The sequence below is a fragment of the Rhizobium sp. AN6A genome, from assembly GCF_900215635.1.
Classification (GTDB): domain Bacteria; phylum Pseudomonadota; class Alphaproteobacteria; order Rhizobiales; family Rhizobiaceae; genus Agrobacterium; species Agrobacterium tumefaciens.
This window is the reverse complement of record NZ_OCNC01000004.1, coordinates 2,663,550-2,677,128: the sequence shown is the minus strand read 5'-3', so window position 1 is coordinate 2,677,128 and position 13,579 is coordinate 2,663,550. Positions and strand designations below refer to the sequence as shown.

At 58.8% G+C, this 13,579-nt stretch carries 10 protein-coding genes and 1 tRNA gene; 3 read left to right on the top strand and 8 right to left on the bottom strand.

Going from position 1 to position 13,579, the window contains the following annotated elements; all coding sequences use genetic code 11:
• Positions 1-79: 79 nt before the first annotated feature.
• The 4 genes from CRO62_RS25770 to CRO62_RS25755 form a co-directional block, all read right to left on the bottom strand.
• The gene (locus tag CRO62_RS25770) at positions 80-1,207 is read right to left on the bottom strand and encodes an S-(hydroxymethyl)glutathione dehydrogenase/class III alcohol dehydrogenase (RefSeq protein ID WP_025593598.1); all 1,128 of its coding nucleotides are present in this window, start codon (positions 1,205-1,207) and stop codon (positions 80-82) included.
• A gap of 148 nt (positions 1,208-1,355) precedes the next feature.
• The gene (gene trmFO / locus CRO62_RS25765; protein ID WP_179784630.1) at positions 1,356-2,813 is read right to left on the bottom strand and encodes a methylenetetrahydrofolate--tRNA-(uracil(54)-C(5))-methyltransferase (FADH(2)-oxidizing) TrmFO; all 1,458 of its coding nucleotides are present in this window, start codon (positions 2,811-2,813) and stop codon (positions 1,356-1,358) included.
• Positions 2,814-3,322: 509 nt separating this feature from the next.
• On the bottom strand, positions 3,323-3,466 hold the full coding sequence (locus CRO62_RS25760; RefSeq protein WP_003515516.1) for a DUF1127 domain-containing protein: 144 nt from the start codon (positions 3,464-3,466) through the stop codon (positions 3,323-3,325).
• Positions 3,467-3,942: 476 nt separating this feature from the next.
• Positions 3,943-4,089 carry a DUF1127 domain-containing protein gene (locus CRO62_RS25755; RefSeq protein ID WP_013636249.1) on the bottom strand — a complete coding sequence of 49 codons (147 nt, stop codon included), beginning with the start codon at positions 4,087-4,089 and terminating at the stop codon, positions 3,943-3,945.
• A gap of 659 nt (positions 4,090-4,748) precedes the next feature.
• Here CRO62_RS25755 and CRO62_RS25745 point away from each other — a divergent pair.
• Together CRO62_RS25745 and tig are read left to right on the top strand one after the other, a co-directional pair.
• A tRNA-Leu gene (locus tag CRO62_RS25745) sits at positions 4,749-4,831 on the top strand.
• Between the two features lie 240 nt (positions 4,832-5,071).
• Positions 5,072-6,550, top strand: coding sequence for a trigger factor (gene tig, locus CRO62_RS25740; RefSeq protein ID WP_003515514.1), 1,479 nt, complete (start codon positions 5,072-5,074; stop codon positions 6,548-6,550).
• Between the two features lie 139 nt (positions 6,551-6,689).
• Here the strand turns inward: tig and CRO62_RS25735 are convergent, their stop codons facing one another.
• Entirely contained in the window at positions 6,690-7,679 is a 990-nt protein-coding gene (locus CRO62_RS25735; protein ID WP_097103326.1) for a carbon-nitrogen hydrolase family protein, read from the bottom strand.
• Positions 7,680-8,117: 438 nt separating this feature from the next.
• On the opposite strand from CRO62_RS25735, the gene CRO62_RS25730 reads away from it, so the two are divergent.
• Positions 8,118-8,777: a hypothetical protein gene (locus CRO62_RS25730; protein WP_097102740.1), complete on the top strand. Its 660-nt coding sequence runs from the start codon at positions 8,118-8,120 to the stop codon at positions 8,775-8,777.
• Between the two features lie 201 nt (positions 8,778-8,978).
• Here the strand turns inward: CRO62_RS25730 and sthA are convergent, their stop codons facing one another.
• From sthA to CRO62_RS25715, 3 genes are all read right to left on the bottom strand, one after another.
• Entirely contained in the window at positions 8,979-10,382 is a 1,404-nt protein-coding gene (sthA, locus tag CRO62_RS25725; RefSeq protein ID WP_003515506.1) for a Si-specific NAD(P)(+) transhydrogenase, read from the bottom strand.
• A gap of 544 nt (positions 10,383-10,926) precedes the next feature.
• Positions 10,927-11,460 (bottom strand): DUF1003 domain-containing protein, encoded by a 534-nt coding sequence (locus tag CRO62_RS25720; RefSeq protein ID WP_003515504.1) that lies wholly within the window; start codon positions 11,458-11,460, stop codon positions 10,927-10,929.
• Positions 11,461-11,569: 109 nt separating this feature from the next.
• Positions 11,570-13,510: an LTA synthase family protein gene (locus CRO62_RS25715; protein WP_179784628.1), complete on the bottom strand. Its 1,941-nt coding sequence runs from the start codon at positions 13,508-13,510 to the stop codon at positions 11,570-11,572.
• Positions 13,511-13,579: the final 69 nt, after the last annotated feature.

Here is a 13,579-nt window from a genome sequence, read left to right as displayed (position 1 = left end):
TCGGCACGGCTGTAAGCGGAAAGGTCGGTCAATTCATATGGCAGACGCGCGGTGCGCGCCTGCCTTTTTTGTCAGCCGATCAATAGACCACGACGCCGCGGATGCTCTCGCCCTTGTGCATCAGGTCAAAGCCCTTGTTGATGTCTTCAAGCGGCATCGTGTGGGTGATCATCGGATCGATCTGGATCTTGCCTTCCATGTACCAGTCGACGATCTTCGGCACGTCGGTGCGGCCACGCGCGCCGCCGAAGGCCGTGCCCATCCAGTTGCGGCCGGTGACCAGCTGGAACGGACGCGTGGAGATTTCCTGGCCCGCACCCGCAACCCCGATGATGACAGACTTGCCCCAGCCGCGATGCGAGGCTTCCAGCGCCTGGCGCATGACCTTGGTATTGCCCGTGCAGTCGAACGTATAATCCGCGCCGCCGATCAGGTCGCCATTACGCTTCGTCATGTTGACGAGATAGGGCACGATGTCGTCGCCCACCTCCTTCGGGTTGACGAAGTGGGTCATGCCGAACTTCTCGCCCCAGGCCTTGCGGTCATTGTTGATGTCGACACCGATGATCATGTCGGCGCCGGCAAGACGCAGGCCTTGCAGAACGTTGAGACCAATGCCGCCGAGACCGAAGACGATTGCCGTCGAGCCGATCTCCACCTTGGCGGTGTTGATGACGGCGCCGATACCTGTCGTCACGCCACAGCCGATATAGCAGACCTTGTCGAAGGGCGCATCGGGATTGATCTTGGCAAGGGCGATCTCGGGCAGGACGGTGAAGTTCGAGAAGGTCGAGCAGCCCATGTAGTGGTGGATCTTGTCCTTGCCGATCGAGAAGCGCGAGGTGCCGTCAGGCATCACGCCCTGGCCCTGGGTGGCGCGGATGGAGGTGCAGAGATTGGTTTTACGCGATGTGCAGGAATAGCACTCGCGGCATTCCGGCGTGTAGAGCGGGATGACATGATCGCCCTTCTTGACCGAGGTGACGCCGGGTCCGACATCAACAACGATGCCGGCGCCCTCATGGCCGAGAATGGCCGGAAACAGACCTTCGGGATCGGCACCGGAGAGGGTGAAATCATCGGTGTGGCAGATGCCGGTCGCCTTGACCTCGACCAGCACTTCGCCAGCGCGGGGACCTTCGAGTTGAACGGTCATGACCTCAAGCGGTTTTCCTGCCTGAATGGCAACTGCGGCGCGAACGTCCATATTCTATCTCCTCAGTCTTTTAATGTGCGAAGTAAAAGGTTTTGCCCGAGCGCGGCTGGCCGGGCAAGGCAAAATCCGGTGACCCGAAATGAAAAGCAGGTGTGCGGAAACACGCCCCTTTATTTTGGCTGATAGATGCGGGCAGGGCCTATGGCGTTGCGTCGCTCTCTTGTTCCGTTGCGACGTGTTCCACGCCAAGCCACGTCGCACAATCCCTCAACGCCCGCGCTGCAACGAGCTGGCGTTTCATGATTGTCTTATCCTTGCCGCGAAAACGTTTCACGCCTTCCGGCTTGACGATGGAGCCTGGCTCCAGTTCCGGGAAGAGGCCGAAATTGATGTTCATCGGCTGGAAGGAACGTTTGCCCGGCTCATCATTCGAGGAAAGATGGCCGCCGGTGATGTGGTTGAGAAGTGAACCGAGCGCGGTGGTCGCGGGCGGCAGGCTCGGGGCTTCGCCTTTCCGTTCAGCAGCGGCGAAGCGGCCAGCCAGAAGCCCGACGGAGGCACTTTCCACATAACCCTCGCAGCCGGTGATCTGGCCTGCAAAACGCAGGTTAGGCCGGGATTTCAGCTTCAGCGATGGATCGAGCAGGACGGGGGAATCGATATAGGTGTTGCGGTGCAGGCCGCCCAAACGGGCGAATTCCGCATTTTCTAGACCCGGTATCATGCGGAATACATCCGCCTGCGCGCCGTATTTCAGTTTGGTCTGGAAACCCACCATGTTGTAAAGCGTGCCGAGCGCATTGTCCTGGCGAAGCTGGACAACGGCATAGGCCTTGACGGTGGGGTTATGGGCGTTGGTCAGGCCCATCGGTTTCATAGGGCCGTGGCGCAGCGTCTGGCGGCCGCGTTCAGCCATGATCTCGATTGGCAGGCAGCCGTCGAAATAGGGTGTGCCTTCCCATTCCTTGAAACCCACCGTGTCGCCGGCGATCAGCGCATCGATGAAGGCGTTATATTGCTCCTCGTTCATCGGGCAGTTGATGTAATCCTTGCCCGTGCCGCCGGGGCCAACCTTGTCGTAACGCGACTGGTACCAGCAGATATCCATGTTGATGCTGTCGCGGTGCACGATGGGGGCAATGGCGTCAAAGAATGCCAGGGCATCCTCACCCGTCTCGGCCTGAACCGCCGCCGCCAGATCCGGCGAGGTGAGCGGGCCGGTGGCGATGATGCTGCTGCCCCATTCCTTGGGCGGCAGGCCGGAAACCTCTTCACGCAGGATCGTCACCAGCGGGTGACTTTCGAGCCGGTCCGTTACGGCCTGAGAAAATCCGTCGCGATCGACCGCAAGCGCGCCGCCGGCAGGTACCTGATGCCTGTCGGCGCAGGCCATGATCAACGAGCCGGCAAGCCGCATTTCCGCATGGATGACGCCCACTGCATTGGCGGTCGCATCGTCGGAGCGGAAGGAGTTGGAACAGACCAGTTCCGCCAGCGTATCGCCCTTGTGCGCTTCCGTGCCGCGCACGCCGCGCATTTCGTGCAGGATGACGGGAACGCCGCTTTCAGCGATCTGCCAGGCGGCTTCCGAACCGGCCAGTCCGCCGCCCACGACGTGAATGGGAGAATAGGTCTTGTCTTGCATGCTGGCGCCCATAGGCCGCGTGGGGGCAAAAGCTCCCCTCCGGCGGCTGTCTTTCGAGTGATTGCTTCACGCGGGTCCCGAAGGACGCGTTTTCAGGGCGATGCACTACCATGCATGGCTGCGACAGCCAAATGGTTTTGCGGGTGGGATGATTGGGGCGGAGGGAATGTGGTCTCTATGCTTGTAAGCCGGCTGAATGTGATTGGCGATCTCGTCTTGCGTTGTTGACGTGCAATTCAACCTGGGGGATCGCCGCGTTTTATAAGCCCCAACTTCCTCCGTCATTCCGGATCAGGCCCGGCGTGACGGGAGAGGAGTGTCGCTAGAAACAACAATCGACTAGCGCCCGCGGGCACCGTGTGGCGCCGGAGTGCCATGCCGATGTTTTTTAGCCATCAACCGGGGAAAATCTCCGGCGAATACCGCCAGAATCAAAAACGGCGCCAGAGGCGCCGCTTTCTTTTACCTGTCGCTCAATCGTCGCGCCCTGGAGGTCGGGCAGCGGGACGATCTTTTACGCCTTAGCGGAACGAACGGGAAGCTACGTTACGGATGTCGTAACGTGTCAGGCCGATGTCGCTCAGGGCCTGGTTGGACAGGCTGCCAAGTTCGTTGATCGTGCGACGGTAGGAGATCCAGTTCTTTGCGATGCGGATAGGGTTCATGATCGTTTCCTCAATCTTTCTTTGATTTCGTCGGCCGGCTCAGTGTTTCTGTGCTCTCGGCTGTTGAGGTTTTATATATAGACATTGAGCCATGTTGTGCAGTGCAGAATTTAGGCGACTGCCATGCATTTGTGCACTATGTCGGCTAAATTTGCGGCTTTGACTACCGTATGAGCAAAATATGAGCGGAAATGCCTGTCTATCGGGCGGTTTTGAAGGGGTTTGCGGCCATTGGCGGCGTTGGACCGGCTTTTTGCTCCCCTCAGCGGTGCTTGAAGGGCGTTCGGACTCTCCAGACATGCCGGATGCAGCCGCCTAATCGATGCATTTTTCATCTGTTTGTCACGCGCACATGCCGGTGGGGCGGCGCGGCTCGATCCCGAGAGGGTGCCAGAACGAAAAAAAGGCCGGAGGCGGGAGCCTCTGGCCTTTTGGGAGGGTCGTCTCGCATCCGCCGCTTCAAGCGGCGAAGCGTATTAGATGCCGACGGCGGTGCGTGCGACGCGACGGATGTCCTGACGGCCAATGCCGAGGTCACTCAGTTCGCGGTCGGTCATGCGGCCGAGTTCGGTTACGGTCTGACGATACTTGCGCCAGTTGGTGAGCGAGCGTGTAATGTTCATTGTCATCTTCCTCTTCGTGCTGTCCAGCATTTCCGGCCCGTCTTGGGAGGATTAGGCTCGGGGCTGAACTCGATCTCTGTATGACCATGAATATAATCGGTTTAATAAAAACAAAAACAGACAAAGCAAGATGCCACCTATGCATGGAACGCAAAGCAAGCCGGTAAATGACCCCAATTGCGGCGGTTACTGCATAATTTGTGACCAATTTGTGTGCTTTTAGTGAACTTGGCGGCATCTGTCGCTGCCAAGCCGTGCGGTTCGGCTGAATACAAGGGGTCGGGCAGGGCAGAGGCAAGGATGGGGATGCAAAGGTCGTTCGTATAAGGGATTCGGCTGGAGGCGCGCATTCTCGTAAAATGACGGGCGGCATGTCCTATATATAATGTCATGTAGCCGCATAAATGTTGCGCGTTTTTCCTGTCGGGACATGTGAAGCGGGACGGGAAAGAGGGAGACGGCGTGCGCAGTTTTGCGGCCCCTCGTGTCATCGTCTGCGGGCGCGCCGTTCCCTTTCATGCGGGCACGAAACGGCAAGAACGTACCGGCCGGCTTTTGCGGCTGGGGCGGGGACCCAAGAAAAGTCCGGGCGAAACGGGACGCGGCGATAAGGCGTGCTTGACCCTTCCAGAACATTGTGACATACCGCCGCCCAACGTGCGGGTATGGCGGAATTGGTAGACGCATTGGTTTTAGGTACCAACGCTTCGGCGTGGGAGTTCGAGTCTCTCTACCCGCACCACAAGTAAAGCATGGCTGTGCCACGCTTGTGCCAGAGTGCATCCTTAGTGATGCAGGGAGCTTTGGGGTTCATCATCCCCTTCGCGCCCTTGTCTCCGGCGCGAGCGCAATTTTGTCCGGCAGGCGCTTGTGTGAAGAAATAATGGAAGCCACGGCCGGGGAACGACGTTTCCGGCGCAGTGCTCGAAAGTAAACCAACGGCTGTCTGAGCACCGCCGCCATGATGTGAAGGTTTGAGAAAATGCAGGTTATCGAAACGCTGGCTGAAGGCCTGAAGCGCGAACTCAAGGTCGTTATCCCGGCTGCCGACATGAAGGCCCGTCTGGACGAGCGCCTAGTTGACGCCAAGGACAAGGTTCGCATCAACGGTTTCCGTCCCGGCAAGGTGCCGATGGGCCATCTGAAGAAGATGTACGGCAAGTCCATCATGGCCGACCTCGTCAACGAGCTGGTTCGTGAAAAGCCTTCCGAAATCCTCTCCAGCCGCGGTGAGAAGTCTGCAACGCAGCCGGCCATCTCCATGACCGAAGACGAGCAGGAAGCCGAAAAGATCCTTTCGGCTGAAACCGATTTCGAATTCACCGTTGCTTACGAAATCATTCCGGCCATCGAACTGAAGGCCAATGACGGCATCAAGGTTACCCGCGAAGTTGTTGAAGTCTCCGAAGACGAAATCAACGAGCAGATCCTCAAGATCGCTGAGAGCGCCCGTACCTTTGAAGCCAAGAAGGGCAAGGCCGCCGAAGGCGACCGCGTCACCATGAACTATCTCGGCAAGGTTGACGGCGAAGCCTTCGATGGCGGTGCTGCTGAAGACGCTGAACTGGTTCTCGGTTCGGGCCGCTTCATCCCCGGCTTCGAAGACCAGCTCGTTGGCGTCAAGGCTGGCGACGAAAAGACCATCACCGTGACTTTCCCGGCTGACTACCCGGCTGCGAACCTCGCAGGCAAGGAAGCCAACTTCGACATCACCGTCAAGGAAGTTGCTGCTGCCGCTGCTGTTGAAATCAACGACGAACTGGCGGAAAAGCTCGGTCTCGAATCGGCTGAAAAGCTGAAGGAAATCGTTCGCGGCCAGATCGAAAGCCAGTACGGCAACGTAACCCGCCAGAAGGTCAAGCGTCAGATTCTCGACCAGCTCGACGAAATGTACAAGTTCGACACGCCGGCTGGCCTCGTCGATGCCGAATTCGACAACATCTGGCGCCAGATCAACACCGATCTCGCCCAGTCCGGCAAGACCTTCGCTGACGAAGACACCACGGAAGAAGAAGCCCGCGAAGAATATCGCAAGCTCGCTGAACGCCGCGTTCGTCTCGGCCTCGTTCTCTCCGAAATCGGCGAAAAGGCCGGCGTCGAAGTGACCGAAGAAGAAATGCAGCGCGCGCTGTTCCAGCAGCTGCAGCAGTTCCCCGGCCAGCAGAAGGAAATCCTTGATTTCTTCCGCAACACCCCCGGCGCTTCCGCTTCGCTGCGCGCTCCGATCTTCGAAGAAAAGGTTATCGACAAGCTGCTCACGGAAATCTCGGTAACGGACAAGACCGTTTCCAAGGAAGAGCTGCTGGCTGACGACGGCGAAGAAGCCACGGAAACCAAGAAGAAGGCACCTGCCAAGAAAAAGGCTGCTGCCAAGGCTGACGACGCCGCCGAAGGCGAAGAAGCCGCTCCGAAGAAGAAGGCTCCGGCCAAGAAGAAGGCCACTGAGGCCGACGCTGAGTAATCTTGCCTGGCGAAAGCTGATTGAATGGAAGGGCCGTGGCGAAAGCTGCGGCCTTTTTTGTTTCGTCTGGGCGATGCCGTCCATCCGCCTTGCGCGGTGGCCAGCGGGCCCAAACCGCGCCGCTGACCGATCTCGCCTGTTAAAATTGCTCCCGGCTATCGCTTCTGGGATCATTATTCACCTGATGAGGCGCATATAGATCGCCGCGGGCTTTTCGCCGCCATGGTCGTGCGGGATTTTCACGATCGATAGCAATGTCTGCTATTGCGATAGCCGGTAAACCGTTCATCGGGCATTGCGCCACCCAACGGCCATCCGGTGCGGCGATTCCCGAGGGAGCAGCTGTACTCTGAGCCGCCAGGGTGGAATAGCTGGCCCAATAGGTGTTGCTCACGGCATGGCCCAATATTTCGGCTGGAAATGCCGGGGCATTGGACGGGCCATCACCTGCGGTGGAAAACAGCACGCAATCGACGTTCAGCTTCTCGTATTCCATGAATATTTCTGGGTAGTGCGCCTCCATGCCGAGCGCGCAACCAAAACGGAAGCCATCGATTTCAAACGTCACCGGTACAGTTCCCGGCGAGTACATGAACGAGATTTTGGTGTTCGACAGCAGGCGCTCATCGTAGCGAGTTATAAGCTTCCCGCGATCGGAGATGACGTACAGGCTGTTATACGGTCGATGTGGCGGAGTAAGCTGATGGACGGACCCGAGAATCGTCCAAAGCTTCAGCCTTCGCGCCAGTTTTCTGCTCGTTTCCAGTTCTCTGCGCAGAGTTTCCCATTCAAAGCGCGTCCAGTCGGAAGGCCCGATTTCTCTCGGCCCAGTTTCGGACATGATGCGTTTATTGGGCCAGCACGTTGCCCCTTCCGGAAAATGAATGAGGCGGGCGCCGGCCTTATGGGCATCGCACATGAGGCGACGCATTTCTTGCCCGGCTGCTTTCAGTGCCGAAACAATACGAGGGTCGTCGACCAGCGATGTTTGCGCGACAGCCATTCGTAAAGAAGGGCTAACTGGCATGTCGGGAGTTCGGCGGATATGCTTGAGCGCCGCCGTATAGGACTCGCCGGTTTTCGCTGCGCGAGCTCTTACGCGGCGTTTTAGATTATTATTTTGTGTCATGATCAGGCCTTTCACGTCCCGGACGCAGTTCCCCAGCAACCCGCCCGAAACGATCGGACCAAGACAGTAGCCTGAGACAACGACAGTCCCTTTGCCTCCGTTCAAGACCATGCTGGGGAAGGTCTGGGAGGTTAGGCGCAGGCTTCGCCTTTGGTCACTATCGGTGGGAAAAGGTTGAGTCGTCAAGCTGCCGCAATTTCGCGTCACATAAACTTTTGCGTCTGGTGCGATGCAGCAAAATTTGCTGCATCAGCGCTTGTTCATCTCCCGTTCATCTGGCAATATAAGCCAGTCATTTTCCTGCGGTGATTTGCGCTGCTTTTTACGGGAATGCTAGCTGCCTGACGGGCGGCTGTCACACCGACACTTCGTTGGACTCGATTTTTACCGTGCTGCTGGCTTGCGCCGGTATGCCCTTAAATGATCCGGGGACAAGATATGCCGTTACGGATATCGATTTCTAAACTCCTCCCTCTATTCGCGGGCTGCATGCTCTGCGTCTCCTCCGCCCATGCCGATGAGGCCGGTTTGATCTGGAAGCCGGTCAAGAATTCCGATCGTTCCTATACGGCGCGTATCGGCGCGAAGCTGCCGGTCGAGACGCCCATCCGGGCGGGGCTGGAAATGGGCATGAATGCCTCCAGGACGGGGCAGGTGGTGGATACGCCGGTTCGCCTGTGGGGCAATGTCACGCTTTTGGCGGAACAGTTGCCCGGCGTGTCGCTTGCCCGCGATGTCGGCGTCCTCTTCAACGCGTTGACGGGGTCGAGCAGCGTTTCCATGACGTCGCGACAGAAACGCATCGTTACGCCGGAACTGGATATCGAGGCCAACCGCAATTTCACGGTGCGTTACGACGGCACGGCGCAGCAATGGAACGGCCTGGACGTATCGCAGTCGCTACGCCTTTCCCGCTCGGAAACCGGCACGGCCTTCGTGCTGACGGGGGCAAGCCGCAACAGCTTCAACGAGTTCAGCAGCGGCGTGGCCGTGGAGCAGAAGATCGGCGATCACCTGACAGTGCGCGGAACGCTCGATCAGGGTTATGCGGATCATTTTCGGCCGGGTGTGAGTGCGCGGTATAGTATTCGGTGGTGAGGGGCGTCACCGGTTATCGTATGGATGAGCAGAAAGTGATGGACGTCCTTGCGTCGCATTCGGCGTCATCCTTGGGCTTGTCCCAAGGATCTAATCACGTCGCATAAAATCGTGACGTTGCAGATGCTCGGGACAGGCCCGAGCATGACGGAGGAGAGGTTTGCGCACATTGCAAACGATCTCCACCCGCAACAGCCAGCCTCAATCCTTCTTCAGCTCACCCATGCGGTTCCACGCGTCGAGACCGGCAATCTTGTAGGCCTCGGCAAGCGTGGGGTAGTTGAAGGTGTTCTCGACGAAATATTCCACCGTACCCTTCAGGTTCAGCACTGCCTGGCCGATATGCACCAGTTCGGTGGCACCTTCGCCGACGATGTGGACGCCGAGCAGACGGCGGGTTTTCAGCGAGAAGATCATCTTCAGCAACCCGCTGTCGAGACCCATGATATGGCCGCGTGAGGTTTCGCGGAAATGGGCGATGCCGCATTCATAGGGAATGTGGCGTTCAGTGACTTCTTCTTCCGTCAGGCCGCAGGTGGAGATTTCCGGAACGGCGTAGATGCCGTAGGGGAAGAACTGCGGCGGTTCACCGGCCGGTGCGCCGACCGCGTGGCGGGCGGCGATGCGGCCCTGTTCCATCGAGGTGGAGGCGAGGCTCGGGAAACCGATGATGTCGCCGGCGGCGTAGATGTTCGGCACTGTTGTCTGGAAGGTCTCGGGATTGACCTTCAGGCGGCCGCGGCTGTCGGCTTCCAGCCCACAGGCGGAAAGGTTGAGGGTATCGGTTGCGCCGACGCGTCCGGCGGCGAACAACACCGTCTCGGCTTTGAGGACGCGGCCGTTGCTGAGCGAAACGAGGCATTTGCCGCTGTCGTCGCGCTCCACCTTTTCCGCTTTCTGGCCGAAGATCAGCTTCATGTTACGGTCGCGCAACTGATAGGTGAAATCCTCGACGATTTCCTTGTCGATGAATTCCAGCATGGTCTCGCGCGGTTCCACCACGGTCACCTGCGTGTCGAGCGCACTGAAGATCGTGGCATATTCGATGCCGATGACGCCCGCGCCGACAACGACCATGGAGCGCGGCAGTTCCTTGATCTCGAGGATCTCGTCCGAATCGAGCACTGCAGCGCCGTCGAAGGGAATATGTGGTGGCCGGTAGGGCCGCGTGCCGATGGCGAGCAGAATGGAAGCGCCGGTGACGTTCATGACTTCACCGTCGTTCTTCACCACCTTCACCGTGTTGGCATCGACGAAGCTTGCCGTGCCGCGAATGTGCTGCACGCGGTTGCGGGCGAACTGGTGTTCCAGCACCTCGACCTCGTGGTCGAGCGTGATCAGCAGGCGGCGGCGCAGATCGTCCGCGTCGATCTCCTGCTTGACGCGGTACGAGCGGCCGTAAAAACCGCGTTCGCGCCAGCCGGTGAGATTGAGCGCGGTTTCGCGCAATGTCTTGGAAGGGATGGTGCCTGTGTGCACCGAAACGCCGCCGACGCGACTGCCCTTCTCGATGACCAGAACCCTCTTTTCGAGCTTGGCGGCCTGGATGGCGGCGCGTCTTCCCGCCGGACCGCTGCCGATAACAATCAGATCGAACTGGTACATGAAAACCCCGGAACAGAATGTATTGCAATGACCGGATGTCGCATCCGGGATGGCGCTGCCGCGAAATGGTCGTGATGCCATTTTGACCAGGGGAAGTGATTCCCTTGTCAGCCTTGCACACAAGAGTGCAATGCAACAAACGCCTGCGTCAATCTGTAGCGCAAGAATCTGACGGATTCGTAACCGTTTTGTCCGCTCGTCGTTTTGCGACGCAAAGATGCGCCTTTGCGCCCGGCCCGGCTTTCGCCGTCGGGTTTTCGTGGTTTCAGACGGGTTGTGCCCGGTCACGCGCTGATTGGGGTTGGAGGGGACGGATGCTTGCGCAACCGGGCCCTTTCCAGAAAGCCGTATTTCGCAAGAGGCAGTGCACGGCCTTTTGCGAAATGGTCCTGTCACCATGAACGTGCCACCGTTCCCACCACCAGGACCGTCCTTCGGTTTACGCCACGTCTGGCGTCTACCCGGCAGGACTGCATTCAAGATAACAGGGTAAGGCGGGGCGGGGAAAAGCGGGGATGGATTTTCGCGCGCCGGTCCTTTCTCGTCAGTCTTCTTTCCGGGTAACATGGCGGTGAAGGGCAGCGAGGTCCTGTCTGAGTGCTGCCAGTTCGGCCAGCACCTTCACGTCGATCTTTTCGTGCAGAGACAACACCTCAAGCTCGGCTTTCAGGTTCACCTCATAATCCTTGGCGGCCTCGAAACGGTCGCGGGCGGCCTGCCGGTTCTGCGACATCATGATGATCGGAGCCTGAATGGCCGCGAGCATGGAGAGCAGAAGATTGAGGAAGATGAAGGGGTAGGGGTCGAAGGCCCGCGTCGTCAGCACGATGGTGTTGATGATTGCCCAGAACACCAGGAAAAAGCAGAAGCTGAGGATAAATCCCCAGGAGCCGCCAACCCTTGCAATGCTGTCGGCCAGCCTGTCGCCCAGGTTTGCCCCGGCGGAAAATTCCGCATTGGTGTCGGTCGAGACCAGCTTTTTCTGGTGCGACAGTTCCAGAATACGACGCTCCACCTCGCCGATTTCCCGGGAGGAGCGCTTGAAGTGCGAAACGATATAGTCGGAGATGTCTGACACGGTGCTTCTCGTGGTGCTGATGGTTCGGTACGGCCCTGTCGAGATAAACCCGCATGGCAATGGAATTCAAACGATTTCCGCCGCCATGCCGTTCAGGCCTCCAGACCCATCAGACGGACGGCGTGGCGTCATTTACCCAGTTGAAGCCGGGGAAGAAGCGCTCTCGGCCATATTGCTCGCCGAACATCATGTCGAATTGCAGCAGACGATAATTGCGCACCACGTCCGGAATGGAATTGGGCGAAATCGACCAGTCGGGCAGGGCCTTGCCATCCGTTGCCACCAGCATATGCCGGTCGACGACGGAAAACGCATCCTGCACTTCACCCAAAGTCCCCGTATAGAAGGGGTCTGAGAAACCGGCTGTTTTCAGTACGTGATAGGGCAACAGCGCCGGGCTGATGGTGCCGATATTCTTGCGCACACCCGTCTTCGAGGACCAGACGACGAGCGGCGTCTCGTGTTCCTTTTTCATGACTTCCAGCGGTGCGCGGCGGCTGGCCACCATGCCCGGCATGTAGCCGCTTTCCACGAATGTCTGGCCAAGCGGCGGCAGGTGATCGCCGAAGAGCACGATGATGGTTTCGCGCTCGCGCTTTTTTGCCCAGCGCATCAGCTTCAGAAGGGCGTCGTCGGCCTCCGCCACGCCCTGCGCATAGGTACCAAGCGCCTGCGATGCGGAAGCGGAAAGATCGCCCTCTACGCCGATGGTGTCGCTGGCATAACGGCCCGCCTCGTAAGGTCCGTGTCCCTGCAGGGTGACGGCGAAGAGGAAGAGCGGGTTGCGCGCATCGTCCGCGGCCACCATGATCTGGTCCATCAGCGCGTCGTCGGAGGCGAAGTTGCCGCGCTTCTCCATGGGCGGCAATGTCTCTTCAGAGCGGAACTCCTCGAAGCCGAAATTCCTGTAGACTTCCTTGCGGTTCCAGAACCATTCCTGAAACGGATGCATGGCGATGGCCGAATACCCTTCGCCACGGAAGAAGCTGGCAAGCGAGGGCACCGGGCGACGGATATATTGCTGGTAGGGAATGCTGCCATAGGGCAGGAAGGCGTTGGAAAAGCCGGTCAGCGCCTCGAATTCCACATTCGCCGTCATGCCGCCGAATTCCGGCGAGAACACGTTGCCGGATTGCTTGGCGCGGATGTTGGGCATCGGATCGGCAGAGAGCTTCACGTTTTCAAGCCGTGTCGGATCCCACAGCGATTCGCTCATTAACATGATGACATCAGGGTAATCGCCCTTGTTGGCTGCAAAGGCGGCGGGTTCCGAGGTCAGGTCTGCAATGCTGTTTTCGCCGTAACCCTGCGGCGCCGAGACGTTGGCCATGGGAATATTGAAGGCAAAGGCCATCAGGAAACCGTTATGGCGGTAATTCTCGTGTTGATCCCACATCATGGGGATGATGTTGAGACGATCGCGCACCCACGAATAATGCGAATAGTCCATCAGCGAGGCGAGGCCGGCCAGAAGCGGCAGCGCCAGCACAAGACCTGCGGCGCGTTCGCGCCAGCTCAAGCCCGGCGAATAACGCCGCGCCAGCAGCCACAGCGTGGAAATGGCCGCAACCATTGCGCAAAGGCCAAGGCCGACCAGCACGGCCATCAGCGGCTGGGCTTTCAGCATGGTGGGCAGAAGCTCGAGGATCTGCCGGCCGAACAGCAGGTCGGAAGGATAAAGCGGATCGGAGAGATAGGTCTGTTTCTGCGCGGAAATCAGCCCTGTCAGTGCGCAAAGCGGCGCAACGGCGATGAGCGACAGGTAACGGCGGCCAAGGATGGAATCCAGCGCTACGAGCAGCAGCAGCACGGCGGCAATGGTGGTCATGCCGGGGCGGGCGGATGAGGTGAGGAAGGTTCCGACATCAACAAGCGAACCGCGCGCGATCCATTCCAGCGCCACGACAAGCACGACCGACGAAAACGTCAGATTGGCAAGCGTGTAGGCCTTACCCGAAAGCTTGGAAAGGCCCCGCGTCCATGCAGGCGAAAAGACAAAATCAGCCTTTTCGGAAGCCGTTGTTTTTGGCGCCGAATGTCTCAAACTCATACTCCGGTATTACGAGGCGACACCGCGCAATTCGGGGAGGTGAATCGGGGCGTCGCAAAACTGTCATGT